The organism is Photobacterium carnosum (assembly GCF_021236965.1).
Classification (GTDB): Bacteria; Pseudomonadota; Gammaproteobacteria; order Enterobacterales; family Vibrionaceae; genus Photobacterium; species Photobacterium carnosum.
In genome coordinates this window covers 55,350-78,094 of record NZ_WMDN01000005.1, presented here as the reverse complement: position 1 = coordinate 78,094, position 22,745 = coordinate 55,350, and the positions used below count along the sequence as shown (strand labels likewise).

18 protein-coding genes are annotated in these 22,745 nt (G+C 39.6%); 8 read left to right on the top strand and 10 right to left on the bottom strand.

What is annotated here, in order from left to right:
• The first annotated feature begins 123 nt into the window (after positions 1-123).
• The 5 genes from GLP24_RS06885 (at position 124) to GLP24_RS06865 (ending at position 5,720) form a co-directional block, all read left to right on the top strand.
• Positions 124-708: a PilZ domain-containing protein gene (locus GLP24_RS06885; RefSeq protein ID WP_152652815.1), complete on the top strand. Its 585-nt coding sequence runs from the start codon at positions 124-126 to the stop codon at positions 706-708.
• A complete protein-coding gene (gene mfd / locus GLP24_RS06880; protein WP_101767010.1) occupies positions 698-4,156 on the top strand; it encodes a transcription-repair coupling factor in 3,459 nt (1,152 codons plus the stop codon). Before GLP24_RS06885 ends, mfd begins: the two co-directional genes overlap by 11 nt.
• 84 nt (positions 4,157-4,240) lie before the next feature.
• Positions 4,241-4,792, top strand: a complete 552-nt coding sequence (locus GLP24_RS06875) for a GNAT family N-acetyltransferase (protein WP_152652816.1) — start codon at positions 4,241-4,243, stop codon at positions 4,790-4,792.
• 100 nt (positions 4,793-4,892) lie between these two features.
• On the top strand, positions 4,893-5,141 hold the full coding sequence (locus GLP24_RS06870) for a YecH family metal-binding protein (protein ID WP_232615762.1): 249 nt from the start codon (positions 4,893-4,895) through the stop codon (positions 5,139-5,141).
• Positions 5,142-5,246: 105 nt separating this feature from the next.
• Positions 5,247-5,720, top strand: a complete 474-nt coding sequence (locus GLP24_RS06865; RefSeq protein WP_045039373.1) for an FKBP-type peptidyl-prolyl cis-trans isomerase — start codon at positions 5,247-5,249, stop codon at positions 5,718-5,720.
• 86 nt (positions 5,721-5,806) lie between these two features.
• Here the strand turns inward: GLP24_RS06865 and GLP24_RS06860 are convergent, their stop codons facing one another.
• The 6 genes from GLP24_RS06860 to hinT form a co-directional block, all read right to left on the bottom strand.
• Positions 5,807-7,096 carry an NAD(P)/FAD-dependent oxidoreductase gene (locus tag GLP24_RS06860; protein ID WP_232600005.1) on the bottom strand — a complete coding sequence of 430 codons (1,290 nt, stop codon included), beginning with the start codon at positions 7,094-7,096 and terminating at the stop codon, positions 5,807-5,809.
• Positions 7,097-7,286: 190 nt separating this feature from the next.
• Positions 7,287-7,826 (bottom strand): alpha/beta hydrolase YcfP, encoded by a 540-nt coding sequence (gene ycfP / locus GLP24_RS06855; protein WP_221942579.1) that lies wholly within the window; start codon positions 7,824-7,826, stop codon positions 7,287-7,289.
• Between the two features lie 212 nt (positions 7,827-8,038).
• Positions 8,039-8,968: a phosphotransferase gene (locus GLP24_RS06850; RefSeq protein ID WP_232615761.1), complete on the bottom strand. Its 930-nt coding sequence runs from the start codon at positions 8,966-8,968 to the stop codon at positions 8,039-8,041.
• A 35-nt stretch (positions 8,969-9,003) separates the two neighbouring features.
• Complete coding sequence (gene lpoB / locus GLP24_RS06845) at positions 9,004-9,597, bottom strand: penicillin-binding protein activator LpoB (RefSeq protein ID WP_232602402.1); 594 nt, start codon at positions 9,595-9,597, stop codon at positions 9,004-9,006.
• A gap of 34 nt (positions 9,598-9,631) precedes the next feature.
• The gene (locus GLP24_RS06840; RefSeq protein ID WP_167388488.1) at positions 9,632-10,012 is read right to left on the bottom strand and encodes a YcfL family protein; all 381 of its coding nucleotides are present in this window, start codon (positions 10,010-10,012) and stop codon (positions 9,632-9,634) included.
• A 211-nt stretch (positions 10,013-10,223) separates the two neighbouring features.
• A complete protein-coding gene (gene hinT / locus GLP24_RS06835) occupies positions 10,224-10,574 on the bottom strand; it encodes a purine nucleoside phosphoramidase (RefSeq protein ID WP_080173196.1) in 351 nt (116 codons plus the stop codon).
• 388 nt (positions 10,575-10,962) lie between these two features.
• Between hinT and GLP24_RS06830 the strand changes: the two genes are divergently transcribed.
• A complete protein-coding gene (locus tag GLP24_RS06830; RefSeq protein WP_101767376.1) occupies positions 10,963-12,930 on the top strand; it encodes a methyl-accepting chemotaxis protein in 1,968 nt (655 codons plus the stop codon).
• A gap of 183 nt (positions 12,931-13,113) precedes the next feature.
• Complete coding sequence (pyrC, locus tag GLP24_RS06825) at positions 13,114-14,145, top strand: dihydroorotase (RefSeq protein WP_232615760.1); 1,032 nt, start codon at positions 13,114-13,116, stop codon at positions 14,143-14,145.
• A 99-nt stretch (positions 14,146-14,244) separates the two neighbouring features.
• On the opposite strand, the gene GLP24_RS06820 is transcribed toward pyrC, so the two are convergent.
• The 4 genes from GLP24_RS06820 to GLP24_RS06805 form a co-directional block, all read right to left on the bottom strand.
• Entirely contained in the window at positions 14,245-17,322 is a 3,078-nt protein-coding gene (locus GLP24_RS06820; protein WP_232615759.1) for an efflux RND transporter permease subunit, read from the bottom strand.
• Positions 17,322-18,416: an efflux RND transporter periplasmic adaptor subunit gene (locus GLP24_RS06815; protein ID WP_232615758.1), complete on the bottom strand. Its 1,095-nt coding sequence runs from the start codon at positions 18,414-18,416 to the stop codon at positions 17,322-17,324. Before GLP24_RS06815 ends, GLP24_RS06820 begins: the two co-directional genes overlap by 1 nt.
• Positions 18,413-19,450, bottom strand: coding sequence for an efflux RND transporter periplasmic adaptor subunit (locus tag GLP24_RS06810; RefSeq protein ID WP_232615757.1), 1,038 nt, complete (start codon positions 19,448-19,450; stop codon positions 18,413-18,415). The genes GLP24_RS06815 and GLP24_RS06810 overlap by 4 nt, the downstream gene beginning before the upstream one ends.
• Positions 19,451-19,656: 206 nt before the next feature.
• Positions 19,657-21,171 (bottom strand): fumarate hydratase, encoded by a 1,515-nt coding sequence (locus tag GLP24_RS06805; protein ID WP_152652826.1) that lies wholly within the window; start codon positions 21,169-21,171, stop codon positions 19,657-19,659.
• Between the two features lie 174 nt (positions 21,172-21,345).
• Here GLP24_RS06805 and pabB point away from each other — a divergent pair, with 174 nt between their 5' ends.
• Positions 21,346-22,728 carry an aminodeoxychorismate synthase component 1 gene (gene pabB / locus GLP24_RS06800; protein ID WP_232615756.1) on the top strand — a complete coding sequence of 461 codons (1,383 nt, stop codon included), beginning with the start codon at positions 21,346-21,348 and terminating at the stop codon, positions 22,726-22,728.
• Positions 22,729-22,745 lie beyond the last annotated feature (17 nt).

Here is a 22,745-nt window from a genome sequence, read left to right as displayed (position 1 = left end):
GAGATCACTTGCTCGTAAGTACGCTCTAAGTAATAATCAGCACTAATGTCACCGATATTAGCCTTGGTTACATAATTAATATAATGACACACTCGATGACAATTAACTGGCAGTGAGTAAGCAATGAGACAAGATGAATACTTTTCAGTTCACTTAGGACTAACAATCAATGTCGAGCCATTAGCTGATGGCAAGCCGCTCCCTAATGCCGAAACTTTTAGTGCTGAAATACCACCGCTATTTCGTATAGCCCGCGAATGTAACACGCTCGAAGAAAATGCAGAACGGCTATTAAACGGCTTTGGTAAAGAAGATAGTAAAGCGTTAATCGACTATCTTGGTGCTCAAAATAGTAAAATAAACCTGCTGCTATCTTACGTGTTATCTCAACAAGATAATGCTAATTATCGTTATATTACCGAAACCTTTGGTGCCAGTAATCTAAGCTTTTATAGTCCACATCATTTTACGATTGGGCAAAATACTACCGTTAAACTATTTTTAGATCACCCTGCCGCTGCCATTTATTGTTATGCTGAGGTGATTAATTGCTCCGTTTCAGATGATCGTTTTTTAATTCAGTTGCACTACACGCGACTGTTAGAAGAAGATCGTGATTTATTAATCCGTGCCGCACTGCATTGCCAACAAAAGCTTTTACGTCAGCGGGCCCAACAACGAAACATGAATAATAACAATGACGAATAAAACATTACTCTCAATCCCCTTACCAAAAAAATCTGGGGATAATCGCTACATCGGTAATTTATCTGGTTCTGCGTTGGCATTGTCATTAGCAGAAATAGCCACTAAACATAATGGTCCTATACTTGCCGTTGTCGCGGATACGCAAACTGCGCTAAAACTACAGCCAGAGATCAGCCAATTTTGTGATCTTGATGTCCATGTTTTTCCTGATTGGGAAACACTACCGTATGATAATTTCTCGCCACATCAAGATATTATCTCTGAACGTCTGGCTCGTTTATATAAAATGCCAACGCAGAAAAATGGCATTATTTTAGTCCCAATCAGTACCTTACTACAGCGATTAACACCGCAAGAGTTTATTCATCAACATGCGTTAATCGTCAAAAAAGACGATCGTATCTCACTTGAAAAGCTACGATTACAGCTAGAAGCATCAGGTTATCGTCACGTTGACCAAGTGATGGAGCACGGTGAATACGCTAGTCGTGGTTCATTAGTTGATCTTTTTCCAATGGGAAGTAATGCACCATACCGGATTGATTTCTTTGATGATGAAGTGGATTCTATTCGTCAATTTGATCCTGAAAATCAGCGTTCAACCGCAGAAATCACCACCATTGATCTACTGCCTGCGCATGAGTTTCCAACCGATGAGTTAGCAATAGAAAACTTCCGTATGCGTTGGCGTGAACGATTTGAAGCCCGTCGCGAGCCAGAATCTATCTATCAACAAGTCAGTAAAAAAATCTGGCCAACAGGTATCGAATATTGGCAGCCGCTATTTTTTGATCATACCGAGACTTTATTCGATTATTTACCGACTAATACGCTATTAGTGACATTAGGTGATTTAGAACCCGCTGTAGACACATTCTTACACGATGCTGAGCACCGTTATGATCAACGTCGCGTTGATCCGCTACGGCCATTACTTGCACCTAAAGAATTATGGCTAACTAAAGATGAAATGTTTACTGGCTTTAAACAACTGCCTCGCGTAAGAATACAACGCGAAGCTATTGACGCTGAAAAAGTGGGTCGCTATAACCCTGCTTTAACGCCCGTTCCAGCTATAACGATTAACCATCAACTCAAAGAGCCATTCACAGAATTACGTCACTTCACTGAGCAATTTAAAGGCAAGATCATCTTCTCCGTTGCTTCTGAAGGTCGTCGTGAAGCCTTATTTGATCTATTAGCGCGCATAAAACTACGCCCAATTGTATTTGATAACCTTAGCGCGGCAATGGCTGATAAAGCCAAACATTGTCTTGTTATTGGCGCAGCTGAAAATGGTTTTATTCTTGAAAAACCCGCAGTCGCTTTTATTTGTGAAAGTGATTTGCTTGGTGAACGTATTCAACAGCGCCGCCGCAATGATAAAAAAACCACCGTTAATGCTGATACCATTATTCGTAACCTTGCTGAATTACAAGTGGGTCAGCCGGTAGTTCATATCGATCACGGTATCGGGCGTTATCAAGGCTTACAAACCCTAGAAGCAGGTGGAATAAAAACAGAGTATGTCACTCTTGAATATCAAGGTGGTGCAAAACTGTATGTACCCGTTGCCTCTCTGCACTTAATCAGCCGTTACTCTGGTGGTGCTGAAGATAGTGCACCAATTCATAAGTTGGGTGGTGAAGCGTGGGTTAAAGCACGTCGTAAAGCGGCGGAAAAAGTCCGTGATGTAGCAGCTGAGTTACTTGAAGTTTACGCCATGCGAGAGCTAAAACCAGGCTTTAAGTTCAAACTTGATCGTGAAAGCTATGCAGATTTCTGTACCAGTTTCCCGTATGAAGAAACCTATGATCAAGCGTTGGCGATTAATGCCGTCTTATCTGACATGTGCCAACCGAAAGCCATGGATCGTCTTGTTTGTGGTGACGTAGGCTTTGGTAAAACAGAAGTCGCAATGCGTGCTGCCTTTGTTGCAGTAGATAACAACAAGCAAGTCACTATCTTAGTACCAACAACATTATTGGCACAACAGCATTTCGAAAATTTCCGTGACCGTTTTGCCAATACACCTGTTCGCGTTGAAGTATTATCGCGCTTTAAAACAGCCAAAGAACAAAAACAAATTCTAGCGGATGTTGAAGAAGGTAAGATTGATATTCTTATTGGTACTCACAAACTGCTCAATAGCAGCGTTAACTACCATGATCTTGGATTGCTGGTAGTCGATGAAGAACACCGCTTTGGTGTACGCCAGAAAGAAAAAATCAAAGCCATTCGTGCTGATGTTGATATTTTAACACTAACCGCAACCCCGATTCCCCGTACATTAAATATGGCGATGAGCGGCATGCGTGATTTATCAATTATTGCTACACCACCAGCACGTCGTTTAGCGATTAAAACCTTTGTTCGTCAAGGTGATGAAAATATTATTCGCGAAGCAATATTGCGTGAAATTAGCCGTGGTGGACAAGTTTACTTCTTACATAACGAAGTCGATAGTATTGAAAAAACTACCGAAGATTTAGCTAAGTTAATTCCTGAAGCTCGGGTCACCTTTGCTCATGGTCAAATGCGTGAACGTGAACTTGAACGGATCATGGGTGATTTTTACCATCAACGTTTTAATGTATTGGTTTGTACCACCATTATTGAAACAGGTATTGATGTGCCAACCGCAAATACCATCATCATGGATCGTGCGGATAATCTTGGCTTAGCGCAATTACACCAATTACGTGGTCGTGTCGGTCGCTCCCACCACCAAGCCTATGCGTATTTACTAACGCCACACCCAAAACGTATGACTAAAGATGCGGTTAAACGTTTAGAAGCCATTGCGTCACTTGAAGATCTTGGTGCTGGCTTCACACTTGCTACCCATGATTTAGAAATTCGTGGTGCAGGTGAACTCTTAGGTGATGAGCAAAGTGGACAAATTCAATCGGTTGGTTTTAGCCTCTTTATGGAGATGCTAGAACAAGCAGTAGAGTCATTACGTGAAGGTAAAGAGCCAACACTTGATGACTTGCTCAAGCAACAAGCTGAAGTGGAAATGCGTATTCCAGCATTACTACCCGACGATTATATTCCTGATATTAATATCCGTTTATCACTTTATAAGCGTATCGCTAGCGCAAAAGATGATAATGAACTCAACGAGATTAAAGTTGAATTAATCGATAGATTTGGTCTTTTACCTGATGCAGCTATTAACCTAATTACCGTTAATAGTCTTAAACTAAAAGCGGCTATCATTGGAGTTAAGAAAGTGGAGAGTAATGAAAAAGGGGGTTACCTTGAATTTAAACAAGATGCCGCCATTAACCCTCATTTCTTGGTTGGTTTACTGCAAACACAACCCCATAACTTTAGAATGGAAGGGCCTACAAAGTTAAAAATAATGGCAAGTGAGACAGATCGTAAGAAAAGAATTAAATTTATTGAAGATCTGCTTAATCAATTTCGCGAAAATATGATTTAACATCGCCTCGCCCTAGACGTAGCATCTGGGGCGATATCTTTATTACCATCAATTACCACAACCACGCCATAGACTAGAATTATCATGAAAATTGACTTTGAACTTACTACGCCTCGACTTATCTTACGTCCTTTTAAGACTGTAGATTTAAACGCTTTTCTTGAAGCTGTTACCCAATCAAGAGAACAGCTTCAACCTTGGTTAGAATGGTGTGATGCCGATTTTGATCAACAACAAGCTCACGAATGGATCGAAGCAAGCCGTTTAAGTTGGCAGCATGATTATAGTTATGAATTAGCTATTTTTGATCGATTCAACGATGAGTTTGTGGGTGCGGTTTCTCTTAGTGCTATTGTGCCGTTATTTAATTCTGCGAATCTTGGCTATTGGATCACCCACAGTTATCATCGGCAAGGCATGGCGACTGAAGCCAGTCTCGCTATTATTCAATTTGCTTTTCAAATGTTAGGCTTTACTCGACTAGAAATTATTACCCATATTGATAATTATGCCAGTCAGAAAACAGCACTCGCTTGTAATGCCGTTTTTGAATGCGAAGCGAGAAACCGTATTTTTTATCAAAATAAACCCATCAATGGCTATGTGTATTCACTCATACCACAAGATTTATATTAAACAGCGTTAACCGTATTGAGATTGGTATACATCAACCTTTACCAACCCAATGTCAGTTATTATTAAATATTCTTTATTTCATAGATAGTAGTTACCCATTATGCATGCCACTGAAAGTCGCCATGGTCACGATATATTAAACCTGATTGCTGATGCATCAACACCATTTACAATCAAGACACTCCATACGTATGTTGAACAACATTGGGGAACCAACGTTCGCTTTCACACCTGTAAACTCAATAACCTTTCATTAGATGCACTCGTTACCTTTCTTTTATCGCGTAATAAAATCACAGTTGACGGCGATAACTTACATACCAATCAAGATAAAATCTGTCATCACTAAACCGTCATCCCATATGATTTAAACAACAAATATTTACACGAGATTGCTGTTCACATTTACGAGTAATGGTAAGATAAATCAACTTTATTTAGTAAGGATACACTGGTGCCAAAAATTATTATCGCAGTCGTTATCGCTGCATTAGTTGCATTTTTTCTTTATCGCTCTTACAACAACAAACAAGCGGCGCAAGAAAATATTAAAATTGGGCAAGAATTTCTAGCTGCAAACAAACTAAAAGAAGGTGTACAAACTACCGCTTCTGGTTTGCAATATTTAGTACTACAGCAAGGCACTGGCACTGAACATCCAAAAGCAACAGATACAGTGACTGTTCATTACCACGGTACATTACTTAATGGGACTGTTTTTGATAGTTCAGTTGATCGTGGTGAAAAAATTTCATTCCCACTAAATCGAGTGATTAAAGGTTGGACGGAAGGCTTACAACATATGGTTGTCGGTGAAAAAGTACGTTTCTTTATTCCCGCAAATCTTGCTTACGGTAATAATGGTGCAGGTAGTATTCCACCAGGCTCAGTACTTATTTTTGATGTTGAGTTATTTAAAATTAACTAAATAATCAACACCAATAACAACGCCAGTATGACGCTCAATTAACAAGCGTTTATCATACTGGCGTTTTTTATTGCGTGAAAAAAATCTTAGTGCAGTTTTAAGCTTGGACGAAGCACACGGTTAATACGCCCTACTAACATAATCAAACCGGTTTTAAACATGCCATGCAACGCCATTTGATGCATTCTGTACAATGAAATATAAACTATACGTGCAATACGGCCTTCAACCATCATCGAACCTTTAGACAGATTTCCCATTAAGCTACCAACGGTAGAGAAACGGCTTAATGAGACTAATGAACCATGATCGCTATAGATATACGGCTTTTGCTCACGATCTGATAATTTAGCCACGATATTAGAAAAACAACGACTTGCCATTTGGTGTGCCGCCTGTGCGCGCGGTGGCACAAATGAGCCATCTTCTTGCACACATGATGCTAAATCACCAATAACATAAATATTATCATCACGGGTAGTTTCTAATGTTGGCTTAACCACTAACTGATTAATACGGTTAGTTTCAAGACCCGCAATATCTTTCATGAAATCAGGGGCTTTAATACCTGCCGCCCAGACCATGATTTGCGCAGGAATATGCTCGCCATCTTTGGTTGTTAAGCCTGTTTCATCAGCTTTAGTCACCATTGTTGCGGTACGAACATTAACACCTAACTTTGTTAATTCATTATGCGCAGCTTGTGAGATACGCGGTGGCAATGCAGGTAAAATACGTTCGCCCGCTTCCACTAAATTAATGTTTAAACGTGAACTATCAAGATCACTAAAACCGTAGTTATGTAATTCTTGAACTGCGTTGTGTAACTCAGCAGAAAGCTCTACCCCCGTTGCACCTGCACCAACAATGGCAATATCAACTGTTTTTTGATCTTTGTTGGCATGTAACTTCATGAACTGATTATTCATTTCACTACGGAAACGGTGCGCCTGCTCTGGGCTATCAAGGAAAATACAATTATCACGTACACCTTGAGTATTGAAATCATTTGAGGTTGAGCCTAGTGCCAACACTAAAAGATCGTATTCTAACGAACGTTCAGGTACTAACAGTTCATTTTGCTTATCATACAATGCTGCCAATGTGATCGTTTTTGCATCACGATCAATATCCTGCAATGAACCCATCTGAAAATCAAATGAATGATTTTTAGCATGTGCGCGGTAACTAATCGCATCAACGCCTGCATCTAAGGAACCTGTGGCTACCTCATGTAATAATGGTTTCCATAAATGGCTAGCACGACGATCAACTAATGTCACTTCAGCACGACGCTTACGGCCTAATGTACGGCCTAATTTAGTGGCTAATTCCAAGCCACCAGCACCACCACCCACAACGATTATACGTGTCAAGATAGCTTCCTCTCTTATTTTATGATTTTTAACAAACTGACAAAGACTGAATTGCATAGCAGTCTGCTGATAGTAAATAATCAAGCATAAAGACTGCTAGGCGAAAAAGTATCTATATCTTTTAATTCACACGTGTAGGCAGACGGATCTACGACCCGTCTGTAATATGTAGGAGGTAATGGTTCCGTTGTTACTGCGCTTTAAACGCTTTTATTTTTTGTAGATGCTGCGAGATTTTTGTAAATTTATGAGATTCATTTTTATCCCAAATTATGTCATAAAATTGATCTAGCGCATTTTTTGTTTGCTGATTATCTAACACTTCATCATGAGTTGAAAGGATACAAAGACATTTTCCTGTGTTTTTTTTACGAAAATTTGTTACACACTTTGTCAAAATGTCGTCATATTCCTCTGGACGATCTATTTTACCCTCCATATTAGACTCAGGATGTAAATTAGGATTCAACATTACCTGTTTAATACCGGAAAGAAATCCAATCCGTTCCGCCCAATAACCACCAAGACCAACACCACAAATTAAAGGCTGAGGATCATCACTCGTCTCAAGCAATTTATGCACTTCTTTTAATAAATGTTGCATATCATGCTTAGGATGAAGAGTACTGTAATTTAGAAAACGAACATCAGAATCGATAAACTGTAATTGCAATACTTTATCGTGATTACCAGGACTTGTTGAGTCAAAGCCATGTAAATAAATAATCATTGTTATCTCTCGCTATCTAGTAATAATTTTACGTACTATCTATACCGACATAGACAAGTTAAATCCATAATACAGACATTGTTTTAACAAATTCAAAACAAAAACATGATCTCACCGACAAAAATGTATTCATTCAGATAATATTGATCTCAACTCAATGGCTATTTATACATATTTACTTATGCGGTCAAAAACAAGCAAACTATAATAAGTTAATCCGAATTAATATACTGAATAAGTTGTTGCTGTAATTGTAACGCTTGTTGTAAATATTCAGGCTGCTGCCAGAGATCATAACCAACCAAATACCATAATAATGCCAAATACTGACACCATGGCAGCCAAGCGATAACAGCCGTTAACCACTGCTGTTTATTAAATACCGTTTCGTCATTGATAAGCACACGATAATCACAATAGTCATTAACCGCTTGTTCAATATCTAATGCATTAGCAATAATGGTCATCGCCAAATCTAAACTGGGATCCCCTGCTGCTGCATATTCCCAATCAATAATTTTGGCACTGGTGATAGAATCATCATCCGTAGACGGTACAATCACGTTATAGCGCCCCAGATCAAAATGGCAGCAACAATCATCAAACGCTACGGGTAAAGGCTGGCTCTGAAAGAAATGATAGATTGAGAATAGAGACGAGGTATGATGGTCGGTATGGAGGTGTTGCCAATAATGCTCTGCACGTTGATGGACATCTAATCGCCACCAAGGTAATGGCAGTTGGTGTACTTTTGCTTGTAGTTGGCACAATGTTTGATTAGAAAATGCTTTTGTTGCTTCTACGCCTGGTAACCATTCAACCACCAACCCTATCACTTGTTGTGTCGGTTTTTCTGCCGATGGTTTAGCATTAGTAACTAACTGTAATGGCTTTGGTGCTAACTCAGTATCAGCGATCATCGACAATAATTGATATTCATGTTGACGCTCAATACCAAATGCTTGCGCAGATGCAGAAAATGGCCGCCAAACATAGTCTTTAATCTGATTGATTGACGGATGAAATAGAGTGAGTTTCCAACACCGATTCGTCAATCCTCCCGTCAGTTCGGACGCTGATATCAATTCAGTATCAGGTAAGGCAATTAAAAGATCACAATCAAAATGTTCATAATCAACCATATTGCTATTCCTCACCTGAGACTAAGGCAGTGTAATTACCAAGCCGCGCTATTGGTTGCTGCGCTTTGAATTACTTGATCTTGATCAGACCACTCAATAGCGCCTGATTTCAGATCCATCAAGCGCATAGTCACTTTATAATAAGCTTGCTTACCGTTTGATGTTGATTTCATTACCGTTGATACCTTTCCATAAAGCATATATTGAGCACCAACCATATTACCAAATTGAATGGCTGTACTTTGGTTTACAAAACGATCATCTTCACGGAAATTTAGTTGTTGGCGTACTGCTTTTACACGTGCAGGATCAACAAATTTGAATTTACCCGAATCTTGTAAACGCTCAGTAATTATCGCGGTTAAATCTGCAGTATCAACATGATGACGAGTTTGATTTTTAATACTATCAACCACAACAATCGGCTCACTACGTACTGTCATAGAACGAACAGCCGTTGACGCTAACATCTTATCAACCATTGATGATGATAACTTTTCTAAGTCACTGGAGCCAAAGTTAGTCACTGCATTTTCAATTCCATGTAAGCCACCACCGTAATTAATCGGTTGAGCACAACCCCCTAATAACGTTGCTGCTGCTAACAAGGCCATTACACTCTTTTTCATTTTAACTACCTTTAATTGTCACTATTCTAATTCATCAATTATATGTATCACGTACCACAATACGGTATTGCGTTGCCATCGTACTAGGAGCAAGAGCTTGCAGTAACAAAACTTGATTATGATTAAGTATCAATGCTCGTGATATTGACGGTGAATGATTTACTTCTAATCCATTCACATCATACCAATAAAAGTGATAGTTCAATGATATGGTTGCGTCAGTTTTATTCATGACTTCAACAGACGCATGCAAATAACCGTCACGTCGTTCTGTTTTCGAATGACTAAATTGAAGCTTATTTGCTAATACCGTATTTCCGATAACAACATGATGGTTACTATTTTCAAGACTGATCGTTGATATTGCTGATCCGCTACACCCACTAATAAGCGTTGCAAACAATATCGACAACATAGATATATATCTCATGCTACATTAATATACAGCTAGGCTGTAGCCTCCTACATTTTAATGGATTACTGATCAATATTATAAGTCTACTCAATAAAATAAAAAAAGCTTGAGTGACCAATAGCTGATCATTGTTAGTAGATTAGCCATCTTATACTCAAGCTTTATTCTCAATTTATTCTATTGCAATTTAATGCTAAGAATTGAGGACTTATTAGCTGACAATCATTGGACCTAATGGGCGGCCGCCTAATAAATGCATATGGATATGATACACTTCTTGGCCACCAAAAGGATTGCAGTTAACAATCAAACGATAACCATCTTCAGCAACGCCTTCACTTTCTGCAAGCTTACGTGCAACCGTAAACATACGTCCCATCATTAATTCATCTTCTACTTCAACATCATTGACTGTTGGCAGCAATTTATTCGGAATAATAAGAATATGGCTTGGCGCACGAGGATTAATATCACGAAATGCCGTCACTAACTCATCTTGATATAAAACGTCTGCTGGAATTTCTTTGCGAATGATCTTACTAAAAATAGTTTCTTCAGCCATATCTGACTCCATTAAATAATCAGCTTACATTAATTCTAGGTTAAGTATGCGCTACCCACGTCTAGAGGGCAATATTGAACACCGTTTTAAACGATTTTTTCACTCCACTTTTCATGTTTTACCGTTTTTTTTGCAACCACCATCAAAATATTAATCAATGTTAGCCCTAAAAAGTTAAGATTTTGAAGTTCGAGACGATAGATAAATCAAACTAACGTAACATTAGAAATATCAATTATAACAATTAAATCAATCACTTTTAATAATTGCTTTTATACCAAGTGCCATCGTTATAAAGGATATTGCGATCATTAAGATCGCTATTCTCGGACTTTATGAAATTAGGGATATTATGAAAAAAAAATCTCAATCCTCTGTCATACGTCGTATGTACTTAGGCTTCGCTATCTTGGTAGCATTATTTGTCATCACAATTATATTCATGCTTGATGGTGTCGGCCGTATTCACAACCAATTAAAATCCATTACCGCTGATGCCCTTCCTCTTGTTTCAATGTCAAATAATGTGAGTGTACAACTACTGGTCGCAGATAAAATATTCAAAGATTATTTAACCAGCCAAGATCCTCAAGCAATGACCACTTATCGTACTGAATTTAAAAAACAAACTACCGTTTTTCAACAAGCACGCAATCAATTACAGCAAATCACTAAAAATAACCCACAATTAACAAAATCGATTCAAGCGTTAACGGCATTAGAACAACGCTATTTTGATGAAGCGACGATTGCGATGACAAACTATCGTTCGTTATTATTAGCGACTAATAAACGCCAACAATCTTCACGTCAATTTCAACAACTACAAACAGAACTAAATATTGGCATGAAGGAATTTATTAACGAACAAGATAATATTGCTGTTAAAATATTGTCTAAAAACTATTTTGAAAAATTAAAAGAAACAGAAATCATCACTTTAGACGCATTAGCATCTGATAATACCACTGCTATCGAAAAAGCAATTAAAAGCAATAAAATCAGTGTCAATCACCTTAAAAATACCTTCCGTTCTCTCTCCACATTACAACCAAAATTAAAACAAGCCTTTGGTAACTCTGTAGAACAATACGGACTAGATATTGGTCGTACTGGTGGCGTTCTCGATCAACATTTTGAATACATCCAAGCACAACACCTTCTCTACAGTAATATTGCAACATTAGCTAAAGAAATTAATCAAGCAATGGGTATTGTTGGGGATTTTAATAAACAAGCAAATAATCAAATGAGTAATACGATTACTACAGCAGATAAAACCTATTCTGACGTAGTAACAAAAGCACTTATTATCAGCATTATAGTTATCTTGTTAGCCATTATCGTCGGATGGTATTTAGCCCGCAGTGTACGTCGACCTTTAATGGCTATATTAAAAACATTAGAAACACTAACGGCAGGAAATATGACTCAACGAACAGAAACAAGCACCTTTATTGAGTTTAGTCAGCTTAATCATCACATTAATATGTTGGCTCAAAATTTACAGCAAATTTTAACGCAAATCAGCCATACATCAGCAGAATTAAGTACCGTCGCAACTGAAAATCACGCTACAACAGCAGAAGCAAAATTGCGTTTAAATAGTCAGCGTCAGCAAACAGCTTCTGCGGCAACAGCAATGGTTGAAATGGAACATTCTGTTACAGACGTATCAAAAAGTGCCAAAATCACCATGGAACGCGTTAATGAGGTAGAACAGGCTTCAGCGACAGGTCGTGAAGTCATGACCAGTAATATCAATACAGCCCATCAGCTCTCTACACGTTTAGATGAATCCGTCCATGCCGTTGAACAATTACAAAAAATGAGCCGTAATATTGGCTCAATTTTAGATGTTATTCGTAATATTGCCGATCAAACAAATCTGTTAGCACTTAATGCCGCCATTGAAGCCGCCAGAGCTGGTGAACAAGGGCGCGGATTTGCCGTTGTCGCCGATGAAGTTCGCGTATTAGCAAAACGTACTACTGATTCCACAGCTGAAATTGAAGTTATGATCAAAAACTTACAAACCAGCTCAGGTCAAGCCATGAACATGATGCAAAGTTGCGTCACTGAAATGGATAATAGTATTAATCTGGCTTCTAATGCCAATAGTTCAATGGAAGAAATTCAAGCGATTATTATTGAAATCAGTGATATGAGTAGTCAAATTGCACAAGCGGCAGAAGAGCAACGTTGTACGACTACTGAAATTGCTCGTAGCTTAGAAGATATTAGCTACATTGCAGATAATAGTTATAACACCATGGAAGAGATGGCCGATACTGGTGTAAAACTAGAACATTTAGCCACCGAACAAAATACTCTCGTTAGTCGCTTCAAATTATAACAATATAGCTCACCGATCACGCTAATAATAACTATTCGATCGGTGGGTTTGCTTTATTTTACGTCCCAATCAGCAAACGATTGCTTTTTAAAGGAGTAATTATCCACATTGTTTGATTTATCAACTTTACTTCGGCCGGCGTTACTTTTAGAATCGGACAAATTTTTTGGGAGGGAAGAAAAAATGACGATGTTAACTATTACACGTCCAGACGACTGGCATACACATTTACGTGATGGCGATGTACTCGCTGATACAGTTCGCGATATTAGCCGTTATATGGGACGCGCGATTATCATGCCAAATCTTATTCCCCCTGTTACAGATACTGAATCTGCCTTAGCCTACCGTGACAACATTCTTCAAGTAAATCAACAAGATACCTTCTCGCCACTAATGGTTATTTATCTCACTGATAAAACATCCGCAGAAGAAATTCAACGAGCACATGCTTCAGGTCATGTTTACGCAGCCAAGCTTTACCCTGCTGGTGCCACCACCAATTCAGATTCAGGCGTTACTTCAATCGATCATATTCGCCCAGCATTAGAAGCGATGCAACAGGTCGGCATGCCGCTACTGATTCATGGTGAAGTCACCCATCATGATGTTGATATTTTTGATCGTGAAAAAGCGTTCTTAGACACCGTATTAGCACCTATCGTTAATGAATTCACAGCGTTAAAAATCGTGCTGGAACATATCACTACGGCTGATGCGGTTGAGTTTGTAACCAATGCAGGTCCAAATGTTGGGGCGACCATTACTGCGCACCATTTAATGTTTAACCGTAATCATATGTTAGTCGGCGGTATTCGTCCTCACTTCTATTGCTTACCGATTTTAAAACGTAATACTCATCAACAAGCATTAGTGGCTGCGGCAACCAGTGGCAATGCGAAGTTCTTCTTAGGCACAGACAGCGCACCTCATGTGAAAGGACGCAAAGAAGCGGCTTGTGGTTGTGCAGGATCTTACACCGCCCATGCAGCAATTGAATTATATGCTGAAGTATTTGAACAAGCAGGCGCGCTGGATAAATTAGAAGCCTTTGCGAGCTTCAATGGTGCTGATTTTTATGGCCTACCACGTAACACTGACACCATTACATTAACTAAAGAAGCATGGAAAGTCGCTGAAGAAATGCAATTTGGTCATGATACCGTGGTGCCAATTAAAGCCGGTGAAATGATGACTTGGAAAGTACTCCCTTAATTCAGTTGCTCTAATGATAATAAAAAAGGCTTCCTCTTTAGGAAGCCTTTTTAGTTTATATTATTGTTCGTTTAAATCCTCTTTACTTTACACTATCGTCTATTGTGCTGTTTGATCTGCTGGTATTTTCAATTTATGAAATAAGCGATATAGCACGGGCACCACAATCAATGTCAGCACCGTAGCAAAGCTCAACCCAAACATAATCGTAACCGCCATCGGCTTAAAGAAAACATCGGGCAGCAAAGGTAACATACCTAAAACAGTGGTTATCGCTGCCATACACACCGGACGTACACGACTGACGGCTGCATCAACCACCGCAAGATATTTCTCTTTGCCGCTGGCTATCTCAATTTCAATTTGATCTAACAATACGATACCGTTTTTCACCAGCATCCCCGATAGACTCAAAAATCCAAGTAGTGCCATAAAACCAAAAGGCGTATTCAGTAACAGTAACCCTATCGTTACCCCAATAATCGCCAGTGGTACCGTTGCCCACACAATCAGTGCTTCTTTAACTTTTTTAAATAAGAAAATTGTTATTAAGAACATGGCTAAATAGCCCATTGGCATGGTTTGGAATAGTGATGCTTTCGCGTCTGCGGATGATTCATACTCACCGCCCCACTCCAAGCTATAACCTGCAGGCAAATCAATGGTTTCAATAATAGGTAAAAGACGCGCTTGAACTGATGCCGCCGTTTCATCACCTAAAGGATCAGGATCCGCCATAATGGTTAGCATACGTTTTCGGTTTTTACGCACCACTAATGGATCTTCCCAGCGCACATTAACGCCTAATACCACTTGTTGTAATGGAATATAACCTTGAATGGCTGGGCTCCAAATCTTCATGCCTTCAATGGTACTAATATCAACCCGTTCTTCTTCTGGTAATCGGGCGACTATTGGCATCAAGTTTGTTCCTTCACGGTACAATCCAATGTTAATCCCTGAAAACGCCATTTGTAGCAGTTCATCAACCTCTTTTTTGGTAATGCCGTAACGTCTTGCTTGGCTTTCATTAAACACGGGTTCTATAACTTTAGTACGCTCTCGCCAGTCATGACGAATGTTAAAGGCACCAGGATCAGCATTCATAACATCAACCACTTGTGACGCAATGCCTCGAAGGATCGTCGGGTCAGAACCGACAATACGTGCTTCAATTTTAGAACCCGATGACGGACCTAACATCACCTGTTTGAGTTTGTATTCAACCTCTGGATGATCCTTATTCATCGATTGACTAAATTTACGCATAACAGGGATCACATCTTCAAAACTCTTAACTCGAACAATCAATTCACCGTAAGACGCATAGCTTTTCTCAGGTGCATAGGTCAGCATAAACCGCTGTGAGCCTTTACCCGCACTCGAACTAACGTAATCAACGCCGTCTTCTGCATTCACCACTTTTTCTAACGATTTCAAGGTAGTATTAGTGGCACGAATATCTGTCCCTTCAGGTAACCACACATCGACCATAAACATAGGTGTTGTTGAAGCAGGAAAGAATGATTGTTTCAACAACGTAAAGCCGTATAAGCTGCCACCAAGCATTAGAATCAATGTCAATATCGTTAGCCATGCACGGCGCATACAAAACTCTAGTGACTTTCGGTATACCACAAAGAAAATACCACTATAGGGATCTTTTTGATTTTCACCTTGTTCAACGTTGACATTTTTAAAGAAAATATCAGCAAAAAAAGGCGTTAATGAAATAGCAGTAAACCAACTTAACATCAGTGAAATAAGCAACACGGTAAATAAAGTTCGGCAATATTCACCGGTTGAATCTTGCGACAAACCAATAGGCGCAAAAGCCATGACCGCAATCACGGTTGCGCCCAGTAACGGCCACTTAGTTTGAGTGACAATGTCTGAGGCAGCTTGCGCACGTGTTCGCCCCTTTTGCATCCCGATCAGAATCCCTTCGACCACCACAATGGCGTTATCCACCAGCATACCCAGTGCAATAACCAATGCACCTAATGATATACGTTGGAGATCTATTGCCATCCACTTCATAAACACAAAGGTACCAAGTACGGTTAATAGCAAGATAAGGCCAATTAACAGTCCTGAACGCAACCCCATAAAAAACAGCAGTACAATAATAACAATCGCAACCGCTTGGCCTAAGCTAACCACGAAACCACTGACTGATTTATCAACTTCTGTCGGCTGGCTATATACCTCATCGATATCAATACCAACGGGTTGTTGTTCTTTGAGCTCTGCCAATCGCTGCATCACGCGTTGACCTACTTCAACAACATTGACGCCTTCGACAAATGACACCCCCATATTAAGCGCTTGATGACCATTAAAGCTGACTAAATTATCTGGGATCTCTTTAAAACCTTTCTTAATATCAGCAACATCACGCAAATAAATTAATCCATTTGCGCCTTTATCGGTAATGATTAAATCACCCAACTCATCAACATTCTTAAACTCACCCGTCGGATGAACCCGAACATATTCATCACCAATACGCACAGCTCCCGCACTTGTAACTAAGTTTTGGGTCGCTAAAATGTTATAAATCGTATCCAGTGAAATACCTAAACTGCTTAAGCGTTGCATCGATATTTCAATAAACACTTGCTCTTGCTGATTACCAGTAACAGAAACCTTACCAACACCACTCACTAGCTCAATTTCACGGCGTAAATAATCAACGTAATCACTTAGCTCTTTATAACTATAACCCTCACCTGTGATCGCCAATAAAACGCCGAATACATCACCAAAATCATCAATCACTTTTGGCTTTGCAACACCCGGCGGCAAGTTTGATGAAATATCATTCACTTTACGTCGTAACTCATCCCAAATTTGCGGTAAATCATCAGGTCCATAATTATTTTTCATGGTGACTGTAATTTGAGAGAGCCCTCGGCTAGACAGTGAATTAACTTCATCAACATAAGTCAGTTGTTGAATTGCTTTCTCTATCGGATAAGTCACTTCTTCTTCTACTTGTTGCGGTGTAGCCCCAGGATAAGCAGTAACAACCATGGCATCTTTAATCGTAAAAGCCGGATCTTCTAACTGTCCAAGACCAAAGAAAGACACAGTGCCACCAACTAAAAATATCAGTGTAAGCATCCAGCTAATCACTTTGTTTTTAATAAAATACGTCGCGATATCTTGTTTCATTACTGTGCCTCCTCCTGAGTAAATACCACCACTTTCTGTCCATCTCTTAAGCGGTTAACGCCTGTAACAACGACTATTTCCCCTTCTTTAACGCCGGATTTTAACCGCACACCTTCAGGTACAACCTTATCCGTCACAATTTGACGTTTTGACACCGTATTATCCGCGGAGAGCACCCATACATATTTATTTAATGAAGCAAGATCATCGCCATCCAAATTAAATAAGGCTTCTAGTGGCACTATTTGTTGCCCTACCGTATAAACTTGTAACTTCTGCGCATCGGCTTCAACTTCAATCGACATACCGTCTAAAATGAACTGATCTTTAGGCATTGGCATGGTTAAAGTCACCAGAAATGAACCGGATGTGGGATCAGGTTCGGTCGTAAACTCTTTTAATGTCACCGCATATTTTTCACCATTAGGTAAAATCGCTTTCGCAGTCGTGCGTTGCCCTTTATCAATCTCCAATATACTTTGCTTGGAATAAATCATATCGGGCGCTTGGATCTCGATATCGACAGAATCAGTACTATGAATATTCATCATTTGCTGACCAACTTTGATATTTTCAAATTGCTCAACAGGTACAATGGAAATCACACCACTAAAAGGGGCTTTAAGCACCGTAAAACTTAATTTTAATTGGGCTAAATCAAGATTGGCTTTCGCAATACTTCGCTTGGCTTTTAACTCATCAAATTGAGATTGAGGTAAATAACCATTTTTTAATAATATGGCTGAGCGACGATATTGGCTATTTATCACATTGTATTTGGCCTGAGCATCATCAACTTCTAATTTAAAATCGCTGGGATCTAATCGAGCTAACACTTGGCCTTGTTTAACTCTATCTCCTGAGCGCACTAATATTTGTGTCACTTCTCCTGCAATACGAAATGATAAAACAGATTTATCTGCGGCAGATGCCACTGCAGGAAACGTTAATTTAGGTGATTGTTTCCCTGATTTAACCTGTTGTACTTTTACCAACGGCTGCTCGTCACGCGGCTCAACACTCGGTTTATCACACCCGAAAAGTAACAACGCAGTACTGATTGACAGTGCCAATAAACTATAACGTTTAATCATAGTCCTCGCTCCTTGATCCATGAGCGGACCTTTTTACCTGATTGCAATTCAGAAACACCCGATGTTGCTATAACATCACCATCATTCAGCCCTGCAATAACACGGTTATTACTGTCTAATGTCACTTCGGTTCTTACAACTTGCTGCTTATCATCAACACGCCACACATAGCTTTTATTACCGTCAACCATGATGGCTCTAACTGGTATTGCTCCCGCATTACCTTGTGGCAGCACAATTGTCACGCTGCCTGACATTCCCGGCATAATATTACTACCATCAGGACGTGCCATTGAGAGTGTCACTTTATAACTGGATGTTTTGCTGTCAGGCTCAGTATCAATTTCTTTAAATTGGGCAGGAAAAGTTTGATTGGCTAAAGTATCAAACGCAACGGTAGGATTAATATTTTCAGCATGTCCTTGAAAACGCGCTAAGAGGTAATCAGGAAGCTGAAATGTCATATTGATTAATTTGGCACTTTGAATATGCATTACTGGTTGTTTAGCACCAATATATTCATAGTTTTCAACCATAGACAAAGAAATATGCCCATCATAAGGTGCAATTAACTTAGCATAACTTAAATTTGATTTTTCTTTATCTAATGCGGCTTTAGCCTGCTTAAGATTCGCTTTCGCAGTATCATAATCAAGTTCTGATACCACTTTTTTTTCACGTAATTTTTTATCACGCTTAAATTGTACATTGGCTAAATCATATTGCGCTTGGGATTGTTTTACCAACAGTGATAATTCATCAATATTTAATGTGGCCAGTGTCTGCCCTTTCGTTACAAATTGACCAGGATGGACATCAACACTCGCAAGTTGACCTGTAACTCGAAAGGCTAAAACCGCTTTATTTCCAGCTTCAACAATGGCAGGAAATGCACGTTGTGATTCATTATTACCAACTGAAACGGATTGTAATTTTACAGGGCGAGATTCAGGCTCAGCAATAACAGCTTGATCATCCTTGCACCCACTTAATGCTAAACATATAAATAATGCCGCAAAAGAGCGATATCTCATACTACTCTCCATGATGTTTCATACTGAATATTTACTATTGTTAAAATATTGTACGAATGAAATATATCTATGAATAATAGAAGTGGATAACCTAAAAAGCTCTTTTAATTGATTAGAATAGAGCCAATATCACAATCCTTGCCGATATAAAAAAGACAATAAAAAAGGAGCACAAGGCTCCTTTTATTCAACTATACCTAAATGGCTTATTTTGCCATTTCAGCTATGTTCACACGCCATGTGTCAGGGCCTGTTTGGTGAGCATTAACACCTTCAGCATCGACAGCCACCGTTACTGGCATATCTTCTACTTCAAATTCATAAATCGCTTCCATGCCTAAATCAGCAAAAGCCACTACTCGTGCTTTTTTAATTGCTTTTGCAACAAGGTATGCCGCACCACCGACCGCCATTAAATATACGGCTTTATGTTGTTTTATCGACTCAATCGTTGCCGGTCCACGCTCAGCTTTACCAATCATGCCCGTAAGGCCAGCTTCACCCAGCATCATTTCAGTAAATTTATCCATGCGAGTCGATGTTGTTGGTCCTGCTGGCCCAACAACTTCATCACGTACAGCATCAACAGGTCCAACGTAATAAATAAAGCGATTAGTAAAATCAACGCCTTCAGGCAAACCTTCACCATTAGCGAGCATTTCTTGAATACGCTTATGGGCAGCATCTCGACCTGTTAAAATCTTACCTGATAGTAATACTGTTTCACCTGAACGCCATTCTTGTACATCAGCTTTCGTCACATTATCAAGGTTAACACGACGAACATTGTCGCCGACATCCCATGTTACTTGTGGCCAATCACTAAGCTTTGGTGGTGTCAATTCTGCGGGGCCTGTACCGTCAAGAGTAAAATGCACATGACGGGTAGCGGCACAGTTAGGGATCATACATACCGGCTTAGATGCCGCATGCGTTGGTGCACTTTTAATCTTAACATCAAGTACCGTGGTTAAACCGCCTAAGCCTTGGGCACCAATACCCAAACGATTGACACGATCATAAATATCTAACCGTAATGCTTCTTCTGTTGTTTTTGCACCACGTTCTTGTAGCTCATGGATATCAACCGCTTCCATCAATGATTCTTTAGCAAGTAGAGCGGCCTTTTCTGCTGTACCACCAATACCAATACCTAGCATACCTGGAGGACACCAACCCGCCCCCATAAGTGGTACTGTTTTTTCTACCCACTCAGCAACATCATCAGAAGGATTAAGCATCACCATTTTGGTTTTGTTTTCAGAACCGCCGCCTTTAGCCGCAATTTGAATATCAACTTTATTCCCAGCAACCATTTCAACATGCACTACCGCAGGCGCATTATCATGGGTATTTTTACGCGCTCCCGCAGGATCGGTAACTACAGATGCTCGCAATGGGTTATCCGCATTGGTATAAGCTTGACGAACCCCTTCATCAATCATTTGTTGTACAGTTAAATCGCTCTCCCACTGTACATTCATACCAATTTTGACAAAACAGGTAACAATACCTGTATCTTGACAAATAGGTCGTCGCCCTTCGGCTGACATACGAGAATTAATTAAAATTTGGGCAATAGCATCTTTTGCTGCTTGGCTTTGCTCTTTATTGTAGGCTTTTTCTAATGCTTGAATAAAATCTAAAGGATGGTAGTAAGAAATATATTGTAAAGCATCAGCCACGCTACTGATTACATCTTGTTTACGGATGATGGTCATAATTACCCTCGTTAAGTATTATCATTCCATGGCGCCCTATTTGAATCTTCCAAATTGTAGGGTATTGATCGGCAAAATAATGCTGTTCAATCTTGGGCGTCTTTCGCCGAATATGATACTCTTGCCCATAACATTGCGCTATGCGCCAATCAAACCCTTGTCACAAAAAAGAAAATGATTTGTAAATCACACCCAGAATTAAGTATTACCTCATTGCCTTACTCAAAAGATGCCGCACTTTCATGGTTTACACCATTATCGGGATTACCATGGGCAATGATATTACGTTCGGCAGCAGAAACGCATCCAGATAATCGTTACGATATTTTAGTTGCTGATCCTTTAGCCACAATTGAATCACAATCTGACACCACTTATATTAAATTTTCAAATGGTGACCAACGTAACACAACTGACGATCCTTTTTCAGTAATTGACGTGCTACAAAGTGAGCTATTACCGTCACTTAGCACATTATTAGGCTTACCATTCCTTGGTGGTGCATTGGGATACTTCAGCTATGATTTAGGCCGTCGAGTAGAAAAAATTGCGACAACAGCGAGCCATGATCTTCACTTACCAGAAATGGCCGTTGGTATTTATGATTGGGCTCTCATTGTTGATCATCAATTACAACAAACATCACTTATCGAACCAAAAAATAGCCACCGTTTAGCATGGTTAACCCAACAACACTCACAAGCACTACAATCCAACAACCAGAATAAAACATTTAAATTAACATCTTCTTGGTCATCAAATATGACTAAAGAGGATTACTGCAACAAATTTAACACGATACAATCATATCTATTATCTGGAGATTGCTATCAAATTAATCTGGCACAACGATTTAAAGCCAACTATCAAGGTGATGAATGGCAAGCTTATTGCCGCTTAGATACCGCAAATGGTGCGCCTTTTTCTAGTTTTATTCGCACGGATAACTGTGCCATTCTTTCTGTATCACCCGAACGCTTTTTACAATTAAAGCAAGGTAATATTGAAACAAAACCGATTAAAGGCACTCGTCCACGAAGTAAAGATGCCATCGAAGATAATGCTAACGCACAAGCACTCCAGCAAGCACCGAAGGATCGTGCAGAAAACGTAATGATCGTGGATTTACTGCGCAATGATATTGGTCGTGTTGCAATACCTGGCAGTGTTCGTGTACCCGCTTTATTTGCCATTGAAAGCTTTCCCGCAGTGCATCACTTAGTGAGTACCGTAACGGGTCAATTATCCAGTCATTACTCAGCAACAGATTTATTACGGGCTTGTTTCCCTGGTGGCTCAATAACTGGCGCACCAAAAGTAAGAGCAATGGAAATCATTGAAGAACTAGAACCTCATCGACGCAGTATTTATTGTGGCAGCATTGGCTATATCAGCCGTTGCGGCACCATGGACACCAATATTACGATTCGAACATTAGTTGCTTATCAACACAATTTATATGCATGGGCAGGCGGTGGAATCATTGCGGACAGTGATGCTGAGAGTGAATATCAAGAAACTCTCGACAAATTAAGTAAAATTCTGCCAACCTTATAATAACGCTAAATATAGCG